The following is a 22,408-nucleotide window of genomic DNA, read 5'->3' as shown; positions in this document are numbered from 1 at the left end:
CGTGCTACGATGGGGGCAATCAACGGAGGATTGCGATGCTGACCGCTTGGGTCGAACAGCTGCTGGGCTACGCCAGCGGCGCACTGGAGGCGATTCGCGCCAACGAACATTACCCGGCGATGATGGCATGGGCGCGTGACGAGGGCGCCGAACACTGCGGCGGCAGTCTGGACCTGGCGCAGGCGCTGGCGCCCATTATCTGGAACCAGACGCCGCTGGTGCGGCGTGACTTCGACTACGAACCGCTGGCGGAGCCGCGTCTCGAAGAGCCCTGCTGGTGCGATTCCGGTAGGGCCTATCGTGACTGCTGTGCTCGGGTGGAAATGCCGAGCGTCGTGCCGGGGCACCTGATGTGGATGCTGTCGCTGCGCGAGTGGCGCGGTGACACGCTGAAGCGGGCGCTGGAAAGCGGCAAGGCACCGGCCCAGGCGCTACTCGAGGCCGGTATCGTGTCGGCGGAGAGCGGCAACAACGGCCGGGCCCAGCAGATTCTGGAGTCCCTGTTCGCCGGCGATCGCGACTGGCAGGCGTTGGCCGAGCAGATCGAGCCGGCGTTCGAGATTCTGGTCGATCTCTATCAAGAGCGCGGATTTCATCGCAAGCGGGGCGCGCTGCTCGAACGTGTCATCGGCGAAGGGCCGGATTTTTTGCGCGGCGCGGCGCTGGAGCGACAGTGTCTCATGCACCTCGACAGCGGCGATCTGGCCAGCGCGCGCGAGGCTTTTCAGCGCGCCCAGCGGACCCTGCCGGATTCTCCTTCCCTGGCCTACGTGGAAGCGATGGTGCTGCTGCACGAGGGCAATATCGGCAAGGCGCGCCAGCGTGCTGCCTTCTGGTGGCGGCGGCTGTCACGCCAGCACCATCTCGACCCCGACCAGCTCGAGTTCATTGCCGAGCTGGCCGACGATCCCGAGGCGGCGCTGGCAGAGCAGGTGATTCACTCCGAGGAGGCGCTGGCCGGACCGCTGACGGCGCTGCAGGCGCTGCTGCATACGCATCACCAGCCGCCGCGGCTGTCGCTGACGCGGGCCGATGATGGCTCGCTGCACTACGAGCCCAATTCGCGGGAGATCTCGCTCTACAACGGCTGGGTCGAGGCTTGTGAGGTGGAGATCGATGAAGACGCGGCGCTCGGCTTTCTCGGCGACCCCTGGCAGACCGCACCGCAGTGGCTGCAGGCGCTCTGTGCCAATCCGGAGTGGCTCGATGCGCCGCGCGTCATGCAGGCGTTGACGCTGGCGCTGGCGAGCCGGTTCGGCAGCCTGCCGTGGATGGTCGATACCTTCTTTACGCCGCTGGCGGCACGCTACGGTGTGTGGCTCAACCAGTTGGAGGACGCCGGCGGGACATTTTCCTGGCACGACGCCGACAACGCCACGCTGCTGCGCACCGGATTGGCGCTGGTGATCGGCATGGAGCGCGGCGCCGGCCCGCAGGCACGCGAGCTGGCCCAGCGTCTGCTGGCCCTGGACGAGGAGGATAGCCTGGGGCTGCGCGAGCTGGTGATCGACCAGCTGCTGCGCGAAGGGCGCGATGACAAGGTGTTGTCGGTCAGCGAACAGGGGCCGGAGGGCGCCGACATGCTGGGCGTTCAGATGGGGCGCCTGCTGGCGCTTTATCGGCTGGGACGGCACGACGAAGCGCTGGCGCTGTTGCGCGATATCTGTGCCGCCAACCCGTATGTGGTCCCGGTGCTGTGCCAGGACCGGCCGCGACCGGCGCGCCTGGGCGTCGATATGCCGGAGCCAGGCTCCCGCGCCGAGGCCTGGCAATACCGGCAGCTGATGCGTGATCAGTGGGTTGCCGCCGACGGCGCGCTGGCCTGGCTGGCGAGCCAACCCACCGCCCGGCGCTAGGTCGCCGGGCGCGCGGCGCGGCGGCCGATCAGCGGGCGCTGGCGGTTTCGGTCGGGGTCTCCTCGGCGGTGGTCATCTCGTTGCCAAGGTCGGGCATGCGGCGATTCAGCCAGACGGCCAGAGCCACCGCCGGCAGCCCGAGCAGGCAGCTCAACACGAAGAAGCTGGCGTAGCCGAAGTCTGATACGACGATGCCCGAGAAACCGCCGATGAACTTGCCGGGCAGGGTCATCAGCGAAGAGAACAGGGCGTACTGCGTGGCGGTGTAGGCGCGTGACGTGAGGCTCGACAAAAAGGCGATGAAGACAGTGCTGGCGAGGCCGTTGGCGAGGTTGTCGCCGGTAATGGCGATCACCAGCAGCGGCAGGCTGTCGCCGCCGAGACTCAGCATCACGAACAGCAGGTTGGTCAGCGCCACCATCAGGGCGCCCGTCACCAGCATGCGCCCAAGTCCATAGCGCACGACCAGCAGGCCGCCCAGCAGGCCGCCGCCGATCGTCATCAACACGCCGAAGACCTTGGTGACACTGGCGATATCGCTTTTGCTGAAGCCGAGGCTGAGATAGAGCGGGTTGGCCATGGCGGCCATCGCGATATCGCTGATGCGATAGATGCCGATGAACAGCAGCAGGGCGAGCGCCAGACGCCCATAGCGATGAAAGAAGTCGCCGATCGGGCAGAACACCGCCGCCAGGAGCCAGACGCCGGTATGGCGCTGCCAGTGGGCTCGGTGGCGGCTTCGATGCAGAAACTGGCGGATACGCGGATGGAACAGCACGGTGCGAAGCCCTTGCGGGCGCGGTGGCTCGGGACGCAGTAGCACGGTGATGACGCCGACCGAGACCAGTACCGCCATGCTCAGGTAGGCGGCCGACCAGGAGGCGGCGTCGGCGATATAGAGTGCGCCGGCGCCGGCCATGACGATTCCCACGCGATAGCCGATGATATAGGTCGACGCCATGGCGGCCTGGATTGCCGGTTCGCCGGACTCGATACGATAGGCATCGATGACGATATCCTGGGTCGCGGCGCCGAAGGCCGTGATCAGGGCGAAAAGGGCCACCAGTGGCAGGTGTCCGACCGGATCGACTCCCGAAAGCCCGACCAGCCCGCCGGCGATCAACGCCTGCCCCAGCAGCATCCAGCTACGTCGCTGCCCCAGCCAAGGGCCGATCACCGGCAATCCCACGCGATCGACGATCGGCGCCCAGAACAGCTTGACCGAGTAGAGCATGCCGACCCAGCTGAAGAAGCCGATGGCGGCGACCTCCACGCCACTGTCTTCCAGCCAGGCGGTCAGCGTCGAGAACACCAGCAGGTAGGGCAGGCCGGCAGAAAAACCGAGAAACAGCAGGGTCAGTACCGGCGCCCGCAGATAGACGCCGATGGATGTCAGCCAGGCGCGTGGCTCGCGTTGCATGCAACCTCCAGAAACGGATTCGACGCGGCGCGGGCGGACGCGTCGTCGCCGAAATGGTACCCTAGCGGATCGCGCCGTGTCTGGGTCGTCGTCGTTAACGAGCCTGTCTCGTTAACCGAAACTGGCCGAGACGGCGTGGGGAATTCAGCTTGCCGTGGCGTCGGCCAGCGGGCGCCGCCACCAAGAGCCGCAAGAGTGGCCGATATAGAGCGAGCGAACCCGGTAGCGGCCGATGACTGCAGCGCGCTGCCGGGTCTTTCGAATTGCCAAGCATGAATAAGGGATTGAGGCGATGACGACAGAGTCGACATTGGATGGCGATTCGTTGCCGCGCTGGTATGTCATCCAGTGCAAGGGGGGCGAGTCCTTTCGCGCCAGCGAGCATCTCGACAATCAGGGATACGATGTCTTTCATCCGGTACTCGAGGTGCAAAAGCGTCGCCGGGGTAAATTGACCTGGGTGGCCGAGCCGCTATTTCCGCACTATCTGTTCATCCGGCTCGACCGGATGGAAAGCAACTGGCGACCGATCCGGTCGACCCGAGGCGTGCTGCGCCTGGTCAGCTTCGGTCAGGAGCCGGTGGCGGTACAGGATGCGCTGGTGGAGACCCTGCGTGATCGCGTGGCGGGCGATGCCAGCCGGGATCGCGCCAACGTCTACTATCGCCAGGGAGATATGGTCGAGATCACCGAAGGCCCCTTCCGCGCGCTGAAGGCCATCTTCGAGACGCAGAAGGGCGAAGAGCGAGCCATCGTTCTGCTCAACCTGCTGCAGCAGACACAGCGCCTGGAGCTGCCGATCGACGCGCTGCGCAAAGGGCAGTCGTAGGTCGACACTCGGACCGACCCACCCGATTCATTCAGTTTTTACGTCAGACGGGAGCGCTACATGAGCCAAATCGCCATCAAGCCGGCCCGCGTCGCCACGCTGCACTACCGGCTTCAGAATGCCGAGGGGCGGACGCTGGACGACTCGCGTGCCCGGCAGCAACCTCTCGAATACCTGCATGGTCACGGCAATCTCTTCACCGCGCTGGAGTCGGCCATGGCCGAGCGCGAGGCGGGCGATACGCTAGCCGTCACGCTGTCGCCGGCAGAGGCCTACGGCGAACGCGACGAAGCGCTGGTCAGCGAGTCGCCGCGCTCGGCATTTCCCGAGGCCGCGCCCCTGACGCCTGGGCAGCGATTCCAGGCGCAGGGGCCGGAAGGGCCGCGGACGGTTACGCTCGTCGCCGTCGGTGACCGCCAGGTGACCGTCGACGCGAATCACCCGCTGGCGGGCGAGACGTTGACCTACGAACTGGCCATTCTAGCGGTGCGTGAGGCGACCCGTGCCGAACTGGCCAAGGGGCATCCGTTACCGCCCGGCACGTCGCACACCGAGGTCGAAGACCGCAAGCAGTAGCGCCGGTAACGGGCGTTTCGATCCGTCACCGGTGTGGGGAAAGCCCGGTTATCGCGGTGACAAGGAGAGCGATTGCCGAGAGGAAAAGGCTATCATCGCCCGTTCACCTCGTGTCTCAATGACGAACCCACCAACGTCCTGACCACGCTGCCATCACCCGTTCTGGATAACTGGTTGCGCCCAGGCTGCCGTTGTAGCGCGCCAGCGCCCGGGTCCAGTCGCCGTTCTCGCGTGTTAGATAGTGGGCGAGGATGGTGCAGCCGTAGCGCAGGTTAGTGACGGTATCGTAGAGGTCGTCCTGTGGCCGGCCGATCTCCGCCTTCCAGAACGGCATCACCTGCATCAGGCCGCGTGCGCCGGCCGAGGAGATCGCGTCCGGCCGGAAGCGGCTTTCGACGTCGATCAAGGCCAGCACCAGCTCCGCGGGCAGGCCCGCACGCTGCGCCTCGGCGTGGATGCGTTCGAGCAGCGTGAGGCGTGACTCACGGGAAGGAAAGGCTTGGGGGGAGCGCCTGGCCAGCCGCGACTGCATATCGAGCAGCCAAACCTGACCGTCGAAAGTGTCGCCGGCGGCGTCGGGCGATGCCATGGCACGGGCCAACGTTGCCAGCAGCGCTGGCGACGGGGCCTGCTGGGCGCCCTCGGGCCCAGCCAGCGCCGAGCCCGACAGCCACGCGACGACGAGGGCGAGCGCTATCCGCTCCGTCACGCGCGCCATTATCAGTCCACGCGGGGCATCATCAGTCGAAGCGAGCATCCAGGAAGGCTTGCAGCTCGTCGATCGCGACCATGGTGACCTCGCTATCGCGGCGACCCTTGTACTCCAGCTCGCCATTGTCGAGACCGCGGTCGCCGATCACCAGCCGATGCGGAATGCCCATCAGCTCCTGGTCGGCGAATTTCACGCCCGGACGCAGATCTCGATCGTCCAGCAGCACGTCGATGCCGGCATCGCTTAGCTCGCGATAGAGGCGCTCGGCGGTCTCGCGTACACGCTCCGACTTGTGGGCATTCATCGGTACGATCGCCAGCCGGAACGGCGCCAGCGCGTCGGGCCAGATGATGCCCCCGGCGTCATGGTTCTGCTCGATCGCGGCGGCCACCACGCGGGTGATCCCGATGCCGTAGCAGCCCATGTAGAGGGTCGCCGGCTTGCCGTTGTCGTCGAGGACGGTGGCATTCATCGCCTTGGAATATTTCTGACCGAGCTGGAAGACATGGCCGACTTCGATCCCGCGGGTGATCGAGAGCGTGCCCTGGCCGTCCGGCGAGGGATCGCCCTCGACCACGTTGCGGATATCCGCCACGTCGGGCAGCGGCAGGTCGCGTTCCCAGTTGATCCCGAACAGGTGCTGGTCGTCGACGTTGGCGCCGGCGCCGAAGTCGCTCATCAGGGCAACGCTGCGGTCGATGATCAGCGGCAGCGGCAGGTTGACCGGGCCAAGCGAGCCGGGGCCGGCGCCGATGGCGGCACGGATCTCGTCTTCCCCGGCCATGGTCAGCGGCGAGGCGACAGCGTCGAGGTGCTCCGCCTTGATCTCGTTCAATTGATGATCGCCGCGCACCATCAAAGCCACCAGGCCGCCTTCGTTGCCGTGGACGATCAGCGTCTTGACGGTCTTTTCGATCGGCAGACCGAAGCCTTCGACCAGGGCGGCGATGGTCTTCACGCCCGGCGTGGGCACCTGGCGCATGGTCTCCTGCGGCGCGGCTCGCTCGGCGCCGGTCGGCGGCAGCGCCTCGGCTTTCTCGATATTGGCCGCATAGTCGGAGCCGGTGGAAAAGACGACCGCGTCTTCGCCGGAATCGGCCAATACGTGGAATTCGTGCGAGCCAGTGCCGCCGATCGAGCCGTTGTCGGCGAGCACGGCACGGAAGTCCAGACCGAGACGCTCGAAAATCCGCATGTAGGCGTCGTACATCACCTGATAGGAGGCCTTGAGCCCGGCTTCGTCACTGTCGAACGAGTAGGCGTCCTTCATGATGAACTCGCGCGAACGCATGACGCCGAAGCGGGGGCGGATCTCGTCGCGGAACTTGGTCTGGATCTGATAGAAGTTGGTCGGCAGTTGCTTGTAACTGCTGATTTCACGACGAACCAGATCGGTGATCACTTCTTCGTGAGTCGGGCCGACGCAGTAGTCGCGCTGATGGCGATCCTTGAGGCGCAGCAGCTCCGGGCCATATTCGTCCCAGCGACCGGATTCCTGCCACAGTTCGGCGGGCTGGACGGCAGGCATCAGCACTTCCTGGGCATGGGCGCGATCCATCTCCTCGCGCACGATCCGCTCGACCTTGCGCAGGGTGCGCAGCCCCACCGGCAGCCAGGTGTAGAGTCCCGAGGTCAAGCGACGGATCATGCCGGCGCGCAGCATCAGCTGGTGGCTGACGATCTCCGCGTCCGCCGGCGTTTCCTTGAGGGTCGAGATCTGAAGTTGGCTGGCACGCATGGGATGTTCTGTCCTGTATTCAGCGGCGTGAGGCAGTGCGCGGCATATCGCCCGGCATGGCCTCGCCGGCAAGGTTTCGTAGGCCCGCCAGTATAGAGATGGCAGCCGCCGACGGGGAGGGGCGGGCGGTAAAAACCTGTACGCCGGGGTTGGCGCCAGGTGACCGTCAGGACCTGCGCGCTGGCCTCGCCGGATTGATGAGCCCGCTCTCTCGACAAGCTCCGCCCGAGCGGCGGACCCTACCATAGTCTTACCGCCATGGGGCCTTGCATGGCGCTGTCCGGCTTTCACGAGTCGCAATCTTTTCTATAGTGAAGTCAGGGCGCGTCGCGTCCAGGGCCGCAACCGGTACTGGCATTACGCCGAGCCGGCGTTGCAGACCATCGACAACCGTCGTTGGCGGCCCGCGGCGGCGGGGAGGTGTGTCATGATCAACCACGTCTGGGGGTTGTTAACGCATCCCGACCGCGAATGGCAGCAGATTCGCGGCGAGAACGAAACCGTCACTCATCTCTATGGTTCCCACGTCCTGATATTGGCGGCCATCCCGGTGGTTTGCGCCTTCATCGGTACCACGCTGGTGGGTTGGCACTTCGGCACCACGGAAGAGGGGCTGGCGAGAACCATCAGCGTGGCACCTTCCACCGCCGTGCTGCTCGGTATCATCTTCTATGCGCTGATTCTCGGCGCCGTCTGGCTGATGGGCAACGTGATCTACTGGTTGGCGCGGCGCTACGATTCGCGGCCCGAGCTCAACCGGTGCGTGGTGTTTGCCGGCTACATGGCGACACCGATGTTTCTGAGCGGCATCGTGGCGCTGTACCCGTTGGTCTGGCTCTGCCTGCTCGCGGGCATCGTCGGGCTTTGTTACACGGTTTATCTGGTCTACGCCGGCCTGCCGGGATTCCTCGGCATCGATCGCCAGGAAGGGATGCGCGCCTCGAGTGCGGCGCTGGCGATCGGTGTATTGGTTCTGGAGGCGCTGCTGGCGGTCACTGTGCTGCTATGGGGCTACGGCGCTTCGCTGGTCTAGGGGGCAAGCCAACGCTCGATCCGGCCCGCGACCGCGCAGACGGTGGCGGGCCTTTCGATGGTCTTCGTATCGCCGTTGTCACGTTCTCGAGCGGGTCTGCGCTCATCATCGGGGCCGCGCTAATCAATGTATCTGGACGGCGGCCGGCGCTTTGCATTAGGTTACGTGGCGTTCGACAAGCCATGGAATGTCCTTAGATGCCTTTTTCCGCTCGACTTTCCGCCCGACGCTGCCTATCGGCCCTGATCGTCGCCTCGCTCCTGGTCTCGACCAGCGGCTGTGGCACGCTGTTCTATCCCGAACGCAAGGGCCAGCTGCCCGGGCGTATTGACCCGGGGGTGGCGGTTGCCGACGGCCTGGGGCTTCTGCTGTTCATCGTACCGGGGGTCATCGCCTATGCGGTGGATTTCTCCAACAACACGATTTATCTGCCCGGCACGCATCAGGCAAGCGTCGACCGTGTCGAGTTTCAGGGCCGCTTGGAAAGTGCGCGTCTCGCCCACCTGATCGCGACCCATAGCGGGCATCAGGTCGATCTCGCTCACGAGCTGGTCCGCGTCGAGCAGCTCGATTCCGTGGAAGACGCCCGTCTTGCCATTGCTCGTCTGAATGCCGCCGATAGCGGTTCCTGACCGCGTCCGATGCCCCAGCCTGCCATCCGGCGTTGGCGATTCTGAACGCTGACGACGCCCGATCCCCGTCAATGACACCGCTGCTCCTTGGCTCTGCTATGCTCTGATCTCCGGTGCCCGTCGCGAGCGCGTCAGTGGTGCCCTCTGCTCCAGTGAGGTAGGTCGTCATGCGCACGTTCGAGTGTCATCACTGCCAGCCCCCCAGCCGGCTTTTTTTCGATAATACGCGGTGTCTGGTCTGTCAGGCCGACGTTGGCTGGTGCCCGGTGTGCCGGTCGATCAATGCCATGCTGCCGGATCGCGAGGTCGGCTATCGCTGCGCCAATCCACGCTGCGGTGCCGCGCTGGTCAAGTGTCACAACTACGCGCACGAAAGTGTCTGCAACCGGATGCAGACGCCGCAGGCGCATGCCGACCACGGTGGGCTCTGCGATTGCTGTCGGCACAACGTGGTCATCCCCGATCTCTCCATCGATGGCCACCGCGAGCGCTGGGCCGCCCTGGAGGCCGCCAAGCGGCGGCTTTTCTACACGCTGGATCTGGTGGGGCTGGCGCACCCGGCGCCGCAGGATGACGTGGCGCTGCCGTTGTCCTTCTCGTTCATGGCCGATGCGCTGCCCGATGCGGGGCTGTGGCGATCCACAGGCGATGGCGAGAAAGTCTATACGGGCCACGCCAGCGGGCATATCACGATCAACCTGGTGGAAACCGATGAGGTCGAGCGAGAACGCCTGAGGGTCGATCTCAACGAGTCCCATCGCACCCTGATCGGCCACTTTCGCCATGAGATTGGCCACTACTATTGGGAACGGCTGGTTCAGGGCCACGATGAGCCGGGTTTTCGCGCGCTGTTCGGCGATCACGAGACCCCCACCTATGCCGAGGCGCTGGAGCGCTACTATGCGCAGGGCCCGTTGCTGAACTGGGAGAATACGCATGTCTCGGCCTACGCGACCATGCATCCGTGGGAAGACTTTGCCGAAACCTTCGCCGCCTATCTCGATATCGTCGCGGTGCTGGACACGGCCGACCATCTCGGCCTGCAGCAGGCCCGTCATGCCGGTGGCATCGATGAGATGATCCTGGCCTTTCAGCAGGTCGGGCTGACGCTCAATGAACTCAATCGCGAAATGGGGCTTCTGGACGTGGTGCCCCATATCATCACGCCGACGATCCGCGACAAGCTCGATTACATCCATGTCCGCGTGGCGTCAGGAGACTAGCGCGCTTTGTCCTTGGTGCTCGGTTCTTTCTGACCGTTAACCGTTAACTCTCGACCCTCGGACTTGGCGCCGCCGGGGGCCGGGACGAAGACCCAGGCCATCGTTGACGGCGGCGCGCCAGCTCGAGGGTCAGTCCGTTTCATCATCGACGAGCGCCGTCTGCTCCTGCGTCTGCGTTACCTTGAGCGGGCGCTCACGCACCGCGAAATAGGCCGTCGCGATCGCCTCGTGCAGATTGTTGAAGCCGATCTGAAACGCATCGATCAACTGGTGCAGTTCGTCGGGCGCACGAGCCAGCGCCTGGACATCGGCTTCCGCGACCTCGGCCCGAACCAGGGTCGCCACAGCCAGTGCCCGGTCATGGTTGGGCAGTGACTGCAGTTCCCAGCTGACCTCCTCCAGGCTGCGCAATACCGAGCGAGGTAGGGCGCGATCCTGCAGCAGGAAGCGCAGTACGTCGGGACCGCGAACGCGCAGGCGTACTTGCTGGCGGTACATCTGGTAGGCGGTCAACGACTTCAGCACGCTCATCCATTGCAGGTGCTCGAACGGGATTAGTTCCTCGGGATTGCGTGGCAGCAGGTTGCCGGAGCGCACATCGAGGATGCGGGTGGTCATGTCGGCGCGTTCCAGATGGCGCCCAAGTGACAGGAAGGTCCGGGCTTCGGTGTGGCTCAGCGTACCCTCGATCAGACCGGTCAGGGTCTGGCAGGCTCGGGTGACACCCTTGAGGAAGCCGTCGCGCGTGCGCGGCTTGAGACCGCTCTGGGCCTGTTCGCTGATCTCGAGGTAGCACTGGTTGATCTCCTCCCAGATCTCCCGGGGGACCACGTCGCGGGTGGTGCGCAGGTTCTCGCGCGCGTTGGCCAGCGACGACAGGATCGAACTGTCGTGTTCGCGGGAAAGACACAGGAAGTCGATGACATTGCGCTCGTTGCGCTCGTCGAAGAGTGCGTCGAACGTTTCGCCGCTGCCTGTGATATCGATCAACGTCGACCAGCTCAGCGCTGCCCGCCCGGGCATATCCAGCAGCAGGTTGCTGTTGACGCTGATGAGGCGCGCGGTGTCCTCGGCGCGCTCGACGTAGCGTGCCATCCAGTAAAGATTGTCGGCAACTCGTGACAGCATGGCGTTATTCCCCCTCCGTCTCGACGATCCAGGTGTCCTTGCTTCCCCCGCCCTGAGAAGAGTTGACCACCAGCGAGTCCTTGACCAGCGCGACCCGGGTCAGGCCGCCCATGGTCACGTGTGTTTCAGGTCCGGAGAGAATGAACGGTCGAAGGTCGACGTGGCGCGGTTCCGGCGCGCCCTCGAACAGGGTCGGTGCGGTGGAGAGCGCCAGCGTCGGCTGGGCCATGTAGTTGCGCGGATCGTCCTCGATACGCCGGGCAAATTCGCGTCGCTCCTCAGCGGTGGCGCGTGGCCCGATCAGCATGCCGTAGCCGCCGGATTCGTTGGCTGGCTTGACTACCAGCTCATCGAGATGGTCAAGCACGTAGCGCCGATCGTCGTCGAACATGCAGAGATAGCTGGGTACGTTTGGCAGCAATGCTTCCTGATCGAGGTAGTAGCGAATCAACTTCGGCACGAAGGCGTAGACCACCTTATCATCGGCGACACCGGCGCCCGGCGCGTTGGCCAGCGCCACCTTGCCTGCGCGCCAGGCACGCAGCAGGCCGGGCGTACCGAGCATGGAATCGGGGCGAAAGGCTTCGGGGTCCAGAAACAGATCGTCGACCCGGCGATAGATGACATCGACCCGCTGCAGACCATCGACGGTATGCATGTAGACGATATCGTCATCGTCGACCAGCAGATCCGAGCCCTGCACCAGCTCGACGCCCATCTGTTGGGCCAGATAGGCGTGTTCATAGTAGGCGGAGTTGTAGATACCCGGGGTGAGAATCACGATCTGCGGATCATCGCCGGGCCTTGGCGACATGCTGGCCAGCATATCGTAGAGCTGGGCGGGGTAGTCATCCACCGGCAGGATGCGACCGGTCGCGAACAGTTCCGGTAGCACGCGTTTGGTGACGTTGCGGTTTTCCAGCATGTAGGAGACGCCCGAGGGAACGCGCAGGTTGTCCTCGAGCACGTAGATCGTGCCATTGCCGTCGCGGACCAGATCGGAGCCGCAGATATGGGCCCAGACGCCGTGGGGCGGGTCGATCCCCATGCACTGGGGACGGAAATTCACTGACTGCGCCAGAATCTCGCGCGGCAGTAAGCCGTCGGCGATCACTCGCTGATCGTGATAGAGGTCATCAATGAACAGGTTCAGTGCATCCACGCGCTGCTTGAGCCCGGCCTCGACGGCTCGCCACTCGGCGGCGGGAATGATGCGTGGCACGATATCGAAGGGCCAGGCACGGTCGATGGTGCTGCCTTCGGAGTAGACGGTGAACGTGATCCCCATGGTGCGGATGGCGATCTCGGCGGCAGTCTTGCGTTCACTGAGCTCTCTGGGCGTGAAGCCGGCGAGGATGTCGCAGAGCGGGCGAGCCGCTTCGCGCGGGATACCGTGGCTATCGAGAAGTTCGTCGTAGAACTGCTGGCTCGGGTACTGCTTCCAATCCACATTGCCCATGAGAAGACTCCTGTCAGCGGCAGTGGGCGCCGGATGCCAGCGCTCGGCCTCGCCTATCGGCGAGAGGGCGCTGCTGTTGTTATAGCGACGGGTATAGCGACCGTCATCGCGACTGCCACAGAGACCGTCATCGCGACAGTGAGGTGACAGTGGTGGCAGCGGGTGTGGCGTCGCTGACCGGCGCGGTCGACGCCTGGTATCGCCTCATTCGGCGTGGCGAGATCGGCAAACGGTCACCGATACCAGGCAGGGCGCGCCTGTTCAGCATAGTGAGGCGGGCAGGCGCTTGCCATATTCGTCACCTACGCTATTAGCGTGAAATTGCTCACACCTGGCCTCGCATCATCCGGCCTCGGTACAGGGCCCTGTCTCCACTGTGCAGAGATCGCCATGACTCTACGCGTTGCGCTGTCTCACCGAACGACCTATCGATTTGACCGTCCGGTACGGCTCTCCCCGCATCTGGTACGACTGTATCCCGCGCCGCATTGCCGTACGCCGATCGACGCCTACTCGCTGGCGATCTCCGCCAAACCGCACTGGCTGCACTGGCAGCAGGACCCCTTCGGCAACCATGTGGCGCGCGTGGTCTTTCCCGAACCGGTGACGCATCTCGAGGTGGCGGTCGAGGTGATCGCGGCGATGACCGTGATCAATCCGTTCGATTTCTTTGTCGAAGGCGAGGCCAGCCACTTTCCGTTTGCCTATCCGCAGACGTTGCGCAAGGAACTGGCGCCTTATCTCGAGACCGAGCCGCCCGGCCCGCGTCTGGGCGCATGGTTGGCCGAGGTGCCGCGAGCTTCCATGGCGATCACCGAGTTTCTGGTGGCGCTCAATCGCCGACTGCAGGCAGGTATCTCTTATCTCGTGCGAATGCAGCCGGGAGTTCAGGCGCCCGAAGAGACGCTCGAACAAGGTCAGGGGTCGTGTCGAGACTCCGCCTGGCTGCTGGTTCAGATACTGCGACATCTGGGGCTGGCCGCACGCTTCGTCTCCGGCTATCTGATCCAGTTGAAGGCCGATGTCCCGGCGCTGGAGGGGCCGTCCGGTACCGACAGCGATTTTACCGACCTGCACGCCTGGGCCGAGGTTTTCATTCCCGGCGCGGGCTGGATTGGTCTCGACCCGACCTCAGGGCTGCTGGCGGGCGAAGGCCATATTCCGCTGGCGGCAACGCCGGAACCCTCGAGTGCGTCGCCGATTGTCGGCGCCTCCGAGCCCTGCGACGTCACGTTCGATTTTTCGATGACGCTGACCCGTTTCGACGAGACGCCCCGCGTCACGCGCCCCTATACGGATGCGCAGTGGCAGGCGATCGACCGACTCGGCAGGCAGGTCGATGCGCGTCTGGCAGCGGGGGATGTGCGCCTGACCATGGGGGGCGAGCCGACGTTCGTGGCGATCGGCGACCCGCAGGCGCCCGAATGGAACACGGCGGCGCTGGGGCCGACCAAGCGCGGGCTGGCGGGGGAGCTGATGTCGCGCCTGCGGGATGCCTTCGCCCCCGGCGGCCTGCTGCATGATCGCCAGGGCAAGTGGTATGCCGGCGAGCCAATGCCGCGCTGGGCGCTGGCCTGTTACTGGCGCCATGACGGCAAGCCGATCTGGCGAGAGCCACGGTGGCTGGCGGATGTCGGGACCGCCGCGGACGCCGGCCCGAGGGAGGCGAGACGTTTCACCATCACGTTGGCCGAGCATCTCGGCGTTGATCCCGAGCATGTGCTGCCCGGCTACGAAGATGCCCTGTATTACCTCTGGCGTGAGCAGACGTTGCCCGAGGAGATCGACCTGCGGGCGTACGACCTCGGCAGTGGGGCGGAGCGCCACCGGCTGGCCACGCTGCTGTCGCGGGGGCTGAACGAGGTGGTCGGCTATGCGCTGCCCCTGCGCTACGACACAGCCCAACAGCGCTGGCGCAGCAGTCACTGGCCGCGGCGTCGCGAGCCCCTCTGTCTCGTACCTGGCGATTCGCCGATGGGGTTACGGCTACCTCTGAGTGCCTTGCCGCACGCTGCCTTTGAGGATACGGAGCAGCCAAGGTCCCTGTGGGCACCGATCCAGACGCTTACCGAGCCGCATGAGTCGGTAACTCGCCGCTTTCACGCGACGCGTCGGATATCGCGCGATTCAGTCATCGATGGCCGGCAGGAAAACGCCGATAGTCTGCCTTACGACGCCCTCGCGGCCGAGGTCCGGCAGGGGGATCGCACCGCGGACGACCCGCGTGACGACCTCGTTGCCACCAGCCTCTGCGTCGAGCCGCGCGATGGCCGGCTACATGTCTTCGTGCCGCCGCTGACATGGTTGGAGCACTATCTCGAACTGATCGCGGCGATCGAGCTGACCGCCGCAAGCCTCGAGAGGCCAGTGGTTATCGAGGGGTATCCGCCCCCCGCGGACTCGCGACTGGCGCAGTTTCTCGTCACCCCCGACCCCGGCGTGATCGAGGTCAATATCATGCCGGCATCGACCTGGCCGGCGCTGGTCGCGCAGACGGAGACGGTCTACGAGGCGGCGCGTCGAACGCGCCTTGGCGCGGAGAAGTTCCGGCTCGATGGTCGTCATATCGGCACTGGCGGCGGCAATCACGTCGTGCTCGGCGGCGCGACGCCGGCGGATTCTCCCTTCCTGCGCCGCCCGACGCTACTGGCCAGCCTGGTCAGCTACTGGCAGCGCCATCCGTCGCTCTCGTACCTTTTCTCAGGGCTGTTCATCGGTCCGACCAGCCAGGCGCCGCGCGTGGACGAGGCGCGCCATGAAGCGTTGCACGAGTTGGAGATCGCCTTCTCGCAGCTACGTGACGAGGAGGACGCACCGCCCTGGCTGGTAGATCGTCTCTTTCGCCATCTCCTGACCGACCTGACCGGCAACACGCACCGTGCCGAGTTCTGTATCGACAAGCTGTTCTCGCCCGATAGCGATACCGGCAGACTGGGGCTGCTCGAGCTGCGTGGTTTTGAAATGCCGCCGCATCCACAGATGAGCCTGATGCAGGGTTTGCTGGTGCGGGCACTGGTCGCGCGCTTCTGGGAGCGACCTGCCTACGGCGGCCTGGTGCGTTGGGGCAGCGCACTGCACGATCGTTGGATGCTGCCGCATTATCTCTGGGCCGATCTCGAGGCCGTTCTCGAGGAGTTGACCTTGGACGGCCTGGACTTCGATCCGATGTGGTTCTCGGCGTTTTTGACCTTTCGCTGCCCGTTGATAGGGCGTGTCGACTACCAGGGGATCGGCCTCGAACTGCGCCAGGCACTGGAGCCTTGGCCCGTGTTGGGCGAAGAGGCAGGCGGCGGGGGCACCACGCGATACGTCGATGCCTCCGTCGAACGCCTGCAGGTTCGGGTCGAGGGTATGAGCGACGACCGTTTCATCGTTACCTGCAATGGCCGGCGCGTGCCCCTGCGGGCGACGGAGCGCAACGGTGAGGCGGTCGCCGGCGTGCGCTTTCGGGCCTGGCAGCCAACTTCGGCACTACATCCGCAGATTCCCGTTCATGCGCCACTGGTGTTCACTATCATCGATACGTGGAATCATCGTGCGATCGGTGGCTGTACCTATCACGTCACGCATCCCGCCGGGCACCACTACGAGCATGTTCCGGTCAATGCCAACGAAGCGGAAGGGCGGCGGCTGGCACGCTTCTGGGCTCATGGCCATGCGCAGGGGCGCTGCGAGATACCGCCTTTGAAGCTCAGTCGAGAGACCCCGTGTACGCTCGACCTGCGGGAGACGCCGTCCGATTGAGGAAGAATCGCGCAAGCGATAGGTGAGTGAACCGCGCTCGCTTATCATCTATATCAATTATCGCCGCGGCGTGCGCCGGGCTTGCCCGACCAACGTCGATCCTCGGACAGTTGCAGGTCTGGCCGTGAGCGCCGATAGACAGGAAGAACACGCCTCTCCAGCCGGGAAGCTGGCTTCGACACGGGCAAGGTATGCCCTCGACAAGGTGAAACCGATACGGCCATGGCAGCGATCGAGACGCTCTCCACTCCCTGGCTTGACGCCTACCGCCCCGCGGGGGGACACGATGCGCTGCTGGATGGGCAGGGCGAGGTACGCCAGCACTGGCGCCTGTTGCTCAAGGCGCTGGAGTCACTAGGCCATGCCTCTCTGTCGTCGCGAGCCGACGAGATCCAGCATCTGCTGCACGACAATGGGGTCACGTTCAATCTGCCCGCCGACGAGAGCGGCAGCCTGCGCCAGTGGCGGCTCGATCCGCTGCCCTTGCTGATTACGCCCTCGGAGTGGCGCTTTCTCGAGCAGGGGCTTCGCCAGCGGTCGCGCCTGCTGGCGGCGGTGCTGAAGGATATCTATGGTCCGCGGCGCATGATCGACGAGGGCGTGCTGCCCGCCGATGCGCTCTACGCCAATCCCGATTTTCTCCTGGCGTGCGATGGGCTGCTGCTCGCCGACGATCCGGGTATCTCGCTGCATGGTATCGATCTGACGCGGGATGCCGAAGGTCGCTGGCGTGTCCTGGCCGATCACCTGCAGGCCCCGGCAGGCATGGGCTTCGCCCTGGAAAATCGTATTGTCATGGCGCGGGCCCTGCCGGATCTCTATCGCAACGCACCGCTAAAGCGGCTCGCCGGGTTTCTCGACCGCCAGCAGCAGTCGCTCGCCGCGCTGGCCCGCCTCAATCGCGATCAGCTGTCGCTGGCGCTGCTGGCGCCTGGCGCCGATCACGAGAGCTATTTCGAGCACGCCTATCTCGCGAACTACCTCAATCTGGCCCTGGTGGAGGGCGGCGATCTGGTCGTGCGCGACTCGCGGGTGTGGATGCGCACGCTCGGGGGGCTCAAGCCGGTCGATGTCCTGCTACGCCAGATCGGCGATGCCTGGAGCGATCCGCTCGAGCTGCGCGGTGACTCGCTGATCGGTGTGCCGGGCCTGCTGCAGGCCATTCGCAGTGGTGGCGTAGGCATCACCAATCCGCCCGGGGTCGGGGCGCTGGAACATCCGTTGATCGCGGCCTTTCTGCCGGACCTGTGCGAACGCCTGCTCGGCGAGCCGCTGTTGATCGAAGGGGTCGAGCGTCACTGGTGCGGGCGTGGTGATGGCCTGGCCTGGGCGCTGGGCGCCTTCGAATCGCTGGTCTTCCAGCGTCTCGACGGGGATCTGCAGTGCATCAGGCCGGGAACGCTCGATACCGAGGCCAGGGAGCGGTTGCGTCAGGCGCTGGTGGCAGAGCCCGCCCGATACGTGGCGTCGCGCGTCCCGGCCGGTGCCAGCGCCCCGTTCCTGGACCGCGACTGCACCACGCTACTGCCGTCGACCTATAACCTGCGCTGCTTTACCCAGGCGGGTTTCGACGACGAGCGCAATTTTCACGGCTACGAGGCCATGCCGGGCGGGTTGGCGTGGCAGGGGGCGCCGGGGTTGGCGATGCAGGCGAGCCAGTGCGTCAAGGATCTGTGGGTCATGGCGGATTCGCCGCAACCGCATGTCAGCCGCTTGCGTCGCTCGCGTCTGCCGTTGGTGGTCACTCGTGACGGCATGGACCTGCCCAGCCGCGTCGCTGACAGCCTGCTCTGGATGGGGCGCTACGGCGAGCGTCTGGACGGACGTCTGCGCCTGTTGCGCGAAGCGCTCTACCGGCTGATGGATCAGGACCAGGAGGGGATCGCGGATGAAACGCTCATCGACCTGCTGCCGCTGCTGGGGCTCGACCGTGATGACGAGACTGGCGCCACGTCACGTTTCGCCGCCGACCGCGAACGGCTTATGACCCTGTTCCAGGACGGCCACCCGGACGCATTGCCCGACCTGATCGGCCGCATGATCAATAACGGTCGGGCGGTGCGCGACCATCTGGGGGACGATGCCTGGCGCGTGTTCAACCAGCTTCGTCAGGAGTCGGCAAGGCTGTCGCAGCTCGGCCCGGTCGGCGGTCGACGCGCGGTCGATACGCTGATGACCCAACTGGCAGCATTCTTCGGTTTCTGCAACGAGACCATGCCACATCACTACGGTTGGCGCTTCATGGATATCGGGCGGTTTCTCGAGCGGGCTCAGGCGACGCTGGCGCTGCTGCGCTTTGCACTGCTCGATGCCGCGCATGCCGGTGAGGCGCTATGGGAGGTGGTGCTGTCGAGCAGCGACAATGCCACGGCCTACCGTCGCCGTTATCGCAGTGAGCTGCACCCGGCGGCGATCCTCGATCTGCTGCTGTTCGACGAGGGCAATCCGCGCTCGGTCGGCTACATGTTCAAGCGTCTGGAACGTCAGATCGAACATCTGCCGCAGCCGAACGATACGCCATACCGCAGCAGCGAGGCGCGCCTGTTGATTCGTGCCCGGGCAGCGCTGCATCTAGCGGACCTGGAAGCCCTGGCTCAGGTCGAGGAGCCGGCGGCGCGCGCGGCGCTGGCGGCGCTGCTGGAAGCCTTGGAAGTCCCGCTTGCCGAACTCTCCCAAGCGATCGAGAACAGTCATTTCAGTCATGCCGAAGTGCCGCGACAGCTGGTGCCCATGCAGGCCCAGGGTGACGCCTAGTCTTGGGCGGCTAGAGTGAAGGAAGATAGTCGACAAGCGGGGAGGATAAGGACTGCCGATGCGCTATCGCGTTTGTCACACCACGCGCTACGAATACGCTGCGCCGGTCTCTCTGTGCCATAACGAGGCGCGATTGACGCCCCGACCACTGGCGTGGCAGGAAGTTGGCGAGACGGCGCTCGAGGTCTCGCCGAATCCGAGCGTGCTGCAGTCGCGTCGAGACTTTTTCGGCAACGAGGTGAGCTTCTTTTCCGTTCAGGAACTGCACCAGGTCTTGCAGGTGACCGCGTCGACCGAAGTCGAGACCCGACCGCGTCCTTCGCCACCTGCCAGCGCCAACCGCGACTGGCAGCAGGCGGTGCGTCACGCGCGTGGCAAGCCCGCGCTGCGCCAGTTTCAGCTTGATTCCCCCTTCGTGGCGCGCCATGCGGCGCTCGCACGCTTCGCCACGCCGAGTTTCCCCGTCGGTCGCGGCCTGCTGGATGCCGTTAACGACCTCAACCAGCGCCTCTTCGACACGTTCGCCTACGACCCGGAATTCAGCACGTTGGCGACGCCGGTACTCGATGTGCTGCACGCCCGGCGTGGCGTGTGTCAGGATTTCGCTCATCTGATGATCGCCTGCCTGCGCTCTCTGGGCTTGGCGGCGCGCTATGTCAGCGGTTATCTGGAGACGTTGCCGCCTCCCGGGCAGCCGCGCCTGGTGGGGGCCGATGCCTCGCACGCCTGGCTGGGCGTTTATCTGCCGACCTGGGGCTGGCTGGAGCTGGACCCGACCAACGGCACGTGGCCTGACGAGCGTCATCTGGTGTTGGGGTGGGGGCGGGATTACGGTGATGTGCCTCCGCTCAAGGGGGTGATGAACGGCGGTGGGTCGCATCAGTTGGCCGTGGCGGTGGACGTCGAGCCGCTGGGGGCGTAACCGGGTAACCGCGACAGCGCGTTGGCGCGAACGACGTGCCGTCAGTACCACTAAGTCAATTAGACATCGGTATGAATTAAGTAGAATGATTCGTTACGTTGTGTAATATTCCGAGAAATGTTACCGGTTACGTTGCCAGTAGCCGGAGATCGCGAGCGACAGCATGCCGGCGATCAGCCCCCAGAAGGCGGCGCCGATGCCGAACAGGGTGACGCCGGACCCCGTCACCAGAAATGTGATCAATGCCGGCTCTCTTGGCCCGGGTTCCTGCAGCGCACGCTGCAGGCTACCGGCGATGGTCGGCAGCAGGGCCAGGCCGGCTATCGCCAGGACCAGCGCGGGTGGCAGTGCGTTGAACAGTGAGCCGATGGAGCCGCCGAACAGCCCGGCGAGTAGATAGAAGCCACCGGCACAGATGGCGGCGGGATAGCGCTTCGCCGGATCGGCATGGACGTCAGGCCCCATGCAGATGGCAGCGGTGATCGCCGCCAGGCAGACCGTGAAAGCGCCGAAGGGGGCCAGCAGCAGGGCTGCCAGGCCGGTCCAGATCATCAATGACGAAATCGGTGCATCGTAGCCGGCAGCGCGTAGCGTCGCGACGCCGGGCGCGTTCTGCGAGGCCATGGTCACGACGAATAGCGGAATGCCGATCCCCAGCAGGCTGGAGAACGAAAAGGCAGGCCAGGTCGGCTGGGGCAAGGTAATGGCGAGCTGGGTCTGAGCGGTGTCAATCTGGCCGCCGAATGCGGCATAGGCCAGCCCGGCCGCCAGCACCAGCAGGACAGAGAAACGCGGCAGCCAGCGTCGGGTTATCAGATAGGTGAGGAACATCGTCAGCACGAGGCCGGTATTGCTCTCCAGCGACGCGAAAGCCTGGAGGCCAAAGCGCAGCAGGACACCGGCCAGCATGGCGGCGGCCAGCGGTTGCGGTATCAGCTGCATGAGGCGAGCGAACCAGCCGGTCAGGCCGCAGACGAGAATCAACAAGGCGCAGAAACAGAAGACGCCGATGGCTTCTTCGAGCGGTACGCCGGGCAGACTGACGGCTAGCAGGGCCGCGCCGGGCGTCGACCAGGCAGTGAGGATGGGTTGACGATAGCGCAGCGACAGGCCGATCGATGTCACGCCCATGGCGAGGCCGAGTGCCGCCAGCCAGCCGCCAATGGCCTCCGGGCTGGCACCGGCAGCCTCAGCAGCCTGGAAGATGATGACGGCGGAGCTGGTGTAGCCGACCAAGACGGCGACAAAACCGGCGCTGAGATAAGACGGCGCGAGCCAGCGCCAGGCGGCCGGGCGAGGCATACAGAAGCTCCTGGACCAGAGGGCGAAAGAAAACCGAGGGTGAAAGGGAAAAAAGAAGCGTGCGTTATAACGCACAGCAGCAAGGCTGACAACGTCTGGCAGCGTTCGCTCACCGCCTCTCTGATACGGGGCGGGTGTCGACTGCCCGCAGCGCGGATGGCCAGGGTCGAGATGCAATACCGGCAAAGCAAAGATAGGTATAGTAGGAATATCTAAATAAAAGCGCTCTGGTCGTCGCGCTTTGGTCGTCGCGCTTGAGTCATCGCGGTTCGCTCACGCGGTGTCGTGATGAGGGGCCGTGATGTGAGTGCTGTTATGGGACGGTGCCTTGATGGGACGGTGCCGACAATGGGTCTCTAACCGTTGGCGAATAACTGGCGCATTCGGGATAGAGACACGCAGGACCCAAGATCAGGGATAGACAATCCGCGACAGGCGGATTCGGGGAGAGAGGGGATTCATGGAAGCGAATATGGCGGCCATTGGCGGCCAGCTGAAACGCTTGCGTCAAGAAAGAGGCTGGAGCCTGGATCGGTTGGCGCGGGAGAGTGGTGTCAGCAAGGCCATGCTAGGCCAGATCGAGCGGCACGAGTCGACGCCGACCATCGCCACACTGTGGCGCATCGCCAGTGGGCTGCATGCGCCGATCTCCTCTTTTCTGCAACCGGTCTCCGACAGCCTGCCTCAGCGTGGCGCGGCGCCGGCGTGGCATTTCGACGCCTCGGGCATGATCGTCATGTCGATCTTTCCGTTCGACCCGGCGCTGGGTTTCGAAATGCTGTTGATCGAGATGCCGCCAGGCACCTTCAGCGAGTCCTCTCCGCATGCGGCCGGCGTGGTCGAGCACGTCGTAATACTGGAAGGCAGCATGGAGCTTTGCATCGGCGGAGAGTGGCAAGTGTTGAAGGCGGGCGACCGCGTGCGGTTTGCCGCCGATCGTCCGCACGGCTATCGCAACCATGGCGAGCGTACCGCCAAGCTTCACGACATGATCCATTACCCCCGGCTACCCACTTCGCCCGTCCCGAGCACTGTCTGAGGTCATTCTCCGCGTTCACTGATGTCGGGCGAGTTCCTGTC

The 22,408-nt window shown here is 64.9% G+C and carries 16 protein-coding genes; 10 read left to right on the top strand and 6 right to left on the bottom strand.

Going from position 1 to position 22,408, the window contains the following annotated elements; all coding sequences use genetic code 11:
• Nucleotides 1–35 precede the first annotated feature (35 nt).
• Nucleotides 36–1,856: a tetratricopeptide repeat protein gene (locus MC381_RS03955; protein WP_251976438.1), complete on the top strand. Its 1,821-nt coding sequence runs from the start codon at nucleotides 36–38 to the stop codon at nucleotides 1,854–1,856.
• Nucleotides 1,857–1,884: 28 nt separating this feature from the next.
• Here MC381_RS03955 and MC381_RS03950 read toward each other — a convergent pair whose 3' ends face one another.
• Nucleotides 1,885–3,276 (bottom strand): AmpG family muropeptide MFS transporter, encoded by a 1,392-nt coding sequence (locus MC381_RS03950; protein WP_251976437.1) that lies wholly within the window; start codon nucleotides 3,274–3,276, stop codon nucleotides 1,885–1,887.
• Nucleotides 3,277–3,568: 292 nt separating this feature from the next.
• On the opposite strand from MC381_RS03950, the gene rfaH reads away from it, so the two are divergent.
• Nucleotides 3,569–4,105, top strand: coding sequence for a transcription/translation regulatory transformer protein RfaH (gene rfaH / locus MC381_RS03945; RefSeq protein WP_251976436.1), 537 nt, complete (start codon nucleotides 3,569–3,571; stop codon nucleotides 4,103–4,105).
• A 69-nt stretch (nucleotides 4,106–4,174) separates the two neighbouring features.
• Nucleotides 4,175–4,681: an FKBP-type peptidyl-prolyl cis-trans isomerase gene (locus tag MC381_RS03940; protein WP_251976912.1), complete on the top strand. Its 507-nt coding sequence runs from the start codon at nucleotides 4,175–4,177 to the stop codon at nucleotides 4,679–4,681.
• 115 nt (nucleotides 4,682–4,796) lie between these two features.
• On the opposite strand, the gene MC381_RS03935 is transcribed toward MC381_RS03940, so the two are convergent.
• Both MC381_RS03935 and MC381_RS03930 read right to left on the bottom strand, forming a co-directional pair.
• Nucleotides 4,797–5,399, bottom strand: coding sequence for a transglycosylase SLT domain-containing protein (locus MC381_RS03935; RefSeq protein WP_251976435.1), 603 nt, complete (start codon nucleotides 5,397–5,399; stop codon nucleotides 4,797–4,799).
• Nucleotides 5,400–5,421: 22 nt separating this feature from the next.
• Nucleotides 5,422–7,131 carry a proline--tRNA ligase gene (locus MC381_RS03930; RefSeq protein WP_251976434.1) on the bottom strand — a complete coding sequence of 570 codons (1,710 nt, stop codon included), beginning with the start codon at nucleotides 7,129–7,131 and terminating at the stop codon, nucleotides 5,422–5,424.
• Between the two features lie 427 nt (nucleotides 7,132–7,558).
• Here MC381_RS03930 and MC381_RS03925 point away from each other — a divergent pair, with 427 nt between their 5' ends.
• From MC381_RS03925 to MC381_RS03915, 3 genes are all read left to right on the top strand, one after another.
• On the top strand, nucleotides 7,559–8,164 hold the full coding sequence (locus MC381_RS03925; RefSeq protein ID WP_251976433.1) for a Yip1 family protein: 606 nt from the start codon (nucleotides 7,559–7,561) through the stop codon (nucleotides 8,162–8,164).
• A gap of 197 nt (nucleotides 8,165–8,361) precedes the next feature.
• Nucleotides 8,362–8,796 carry a hypothetical protein gene (locus MC381_RS03920; protein ID WP_251976432.1) on the top strand — a complete coding sequence of 145 codons (435 nt, stop codon included), beginning with the start codon at nucleotides 8,362–8,364 and terminating at the stop codon, nucleotides 8,794–8,796.
• Between the two features lie 167 nt (nucleotides 8,797–8,963).
• Entirely contained in the window at nucleotides 8,964–10,019 is a 1,056-nt protein-coding gene (locus MC381_RS03915) for a zinc-binding metallopeptidase family protein (RefSeq protein WP_251976431.1), read from the top strand.
• Between the two features lie 129 nt (nucleotides 10,020–10,148).
• Here MC381_RS03915 and MC381_RS03910 read toward each other — a convergent pair whose 3' ends face one another.
• Both MC381_RS03910 and MC381_RS03905 read right to left on the bottom strand, forming a co-directional pair.
• On the bottom strand, nucleotides 10,149–11,147 hold the full coding sequence (locus tag MC381_RS03910) for an alpha-E domain-containing protein (RefSeq protein WP_251976430.1): 999 nt from the start codon (nucleotides 11,145–11,147) through the stop codon (nucleotides 10,149–10,151).
• 4 nt (nucleotides 11,148–11,151) lie between these two features.
• A complete protein-coding gene (locus MC381_RS03905) occupies nucleotides 11,152–12,606 on the bottom strand; it encodes a circularly permuted type 2 ATP-grasp protein (protein WP_251976429.1) in 1,455 nt (484 codons plus the stop codon).
• Between the two features lie 390 nt (nucleotides 12,607–12,996).
• Between MC381_RS03905 and MC381_RS03900 the strand changes: the two genes are divergently transcribed.
• From MC381_RS03900 to MC381_RS03890, 3 genes are all read left to right on the top strand, one after another.
• A complete protein-coding gene (locus MC381_RS03900; protein WP_251976428.1) occupies nucleotides 12,997–16,350 on the top strand; it encodes a transglutaminase family protein in 3,354 nt (1,117 codons plus the stop codon).
• A gap of 222 nt (nucleotides 16,351–16,572) precedes the next feature.
• The gene (locus tag MC381_RS03895; protein WP_251976427.1) at nucleotides 16,573–19,104 is read left to right on the top strand and encodes a circularly permuted type 2 ATP-grasp protein; all 2,532 of its coding nucleotides are present in this window, start codon (nucleotides 16,573–16,575) and stop codon (nucleotides 19,102–19,104) included.
• Between the two features lie 58 nt (nucleotides 19,105–19,162).
• The gene (locus MC381_RS03890; protein ID WP_251976426.1) at nucleotides 19,163–20,026 is read left to right on the top strand and encodes a transglutaminase family protein; all 864 of its coding nucleotides are present in this window, start codon (nucleotides 19,163–19,165) and stop codon (nucleotides 20,024–20,026) included.
• A 120-nt stretch (nucleotides 20,027–20,146) separates the two neighbouring features.
• Here MC381_RS03890 and MC381_RS03885 read toward each other — a convergent pair whose 3' ends face one another.
• Nucleotides 20,147–21,328 (bottom strand): benzoate/H(+) symporter BenE family transporter, encoded by a 1,182-nt coding sequence (locus MC381_RS03885; protein WP_251976425.1) that lies wholly within the window; start codon nucleotides 21,326–21,328, stop codon nucleotides 20,147–20,149.
• 460 nt (nucleotides 21,329–21,788) lie between these two features.
• Here MC381_RS03885 and MC381_RS03880 point away from each other — a divergent pair, with 460 nt between their 5' ends.
• Nucleotides 21,789–22,367 (top strand): helix-turn-helix domain-containing protein, encoded by a 579-nt coding sequence (locus MC381_RS03880; protein WP_251976424.1) that lies wholly within the window; start codon nucleotides 21,789–21,791, stop codon nucleotides 22,365–22,367.
• Nucleotides 22,368–22,408: the final 41 nt, after the last annotated feature.

The sequence above is a fragment of the Salinicola avicenniae genome, assembly GCF_023736115.1.
Classification (GTDB): Bacteria; Pseudomonadota; Gammaproteobacteria; order Pseudomonadales; family Halomonadaceae; genus Salinicola; species Salinicola avicenniae.
This window is presented reverse-complemented; position numbering and strand designations above follow the sequence as displayed.

What these genes read in the sequence shown, in the direction of transcription:
- MC381_RS03905 (WP_251976429.1), bottom strand. Translation starts at nt 12,606, where the DNA reads ATGGGCAATGTGGATTGGAAGCAGTACCCGAGCCAGCAGTTCTACGAC.
- MC381_RS03895 (WP_251976427.1), top strand. Translation starts at nt 16,573, where the DNA reads ATGGCAGCGATCGAGACGCTCTCCACTCCCTGGCTTGACGCCTACCGC.
- MC381_RS03925 (WP_251976433.1), top strand. Translation starts at nt 7,559, where the DNA reads ATGATCAACCACGTCTGGGGGTTGTTAACGCATCCCGACCGCGAATGG.
- MC381_RS03885 (WP_251976425.1), bottom strand. Translation starts at nt 21,328, where the DNA reads ATGCCTCGCCCGGCCGCCTGGCGCTGGCTCGCGCCGTCTTATCTCAGC.
- rfaH (WP_251976436.1), top strand. Translation starts at nt 3,569, where the DNA reads ATGACGACAGAGTCGACATTGGATGGCGATTCGTTGCCGCGCTGGTAT.
- MC381_RS03910 (WP_251976430.1), bottom strand. Translation starts at nt 11,147, where the DNA reads ATGCTGTCACGAGTTGCCGACAATCTTTACTGGATGGCACGCTACGTC.
- MC381_RS03920 (WP_251976432.1), top strand. Translation starts at nt 8,362, where the DNA reads ATGCCTTTTTCCGCTCGACTTTCCGCCCGACGCTGCCTATCGGCCCTG.
- MC381_RS03955 (WP_251976438.1), top strand. Translation starts at nt 36, where the DNA reads ATGCTGACCGCTTGGGTCGAACAGCTGCTGGGCTACGCCAGCGGCGCA.
- MC381_RS03930 (WP_251976434.1), bottom strand. Translation starts at nt 7,131, where the DNA reads ATGCGTGCCAGCCAACTTCAGATCTCGACCCTCAAGGAAACGCCGGCG.
- MC381_RS03880 (WP_251976424.1), top strand. Translation starts at nt 21,789, where the DNA reads ATGGAAGCGAATATGGCGGCCATTGGCGGCCAGCTGAAACGCTTGCGT.
- MC381_RS03900 (WP_251976428.1), top strand. Translation starts at nt 12,997, where the DNA reads ATGACTCTACGCGTTGCGCTGTCTCACCGAACGACCTATCGATTTGAC.
- MC381_RS03890 (WP_251976426.1), top strand. Translation starts at nt 19,163, where the DNA reads ATGCGCTATCGCGTTTGTCACACCACGCGCTACGAATACGCTGCGCCG.
- MC381_RS03950 (WP_251976437.1), bottom strand. Translation starts at nt 3,276, where the DNA reads ATGCAACGCGAGCCACGCGCCTGGCTGACATCCATCGGCGTCTATCTG.
- MC381_RS03935 (WP_251976435.1), bottom strand. Translation starts at nt 5,399, where the DNA reads ATGGCGCGCGTGACGGAGCGGATAGCGCTCGCCCTCGTCGTCGCGTGG.
- MC381_RS03915 (WP_251976431.1), top strand. Translation starts at nt 8,964, where the DNA reads ATGCGCACGTTCGAGTGTCATCACTGCCAGCCCCCCAGCCGGCTTTTT.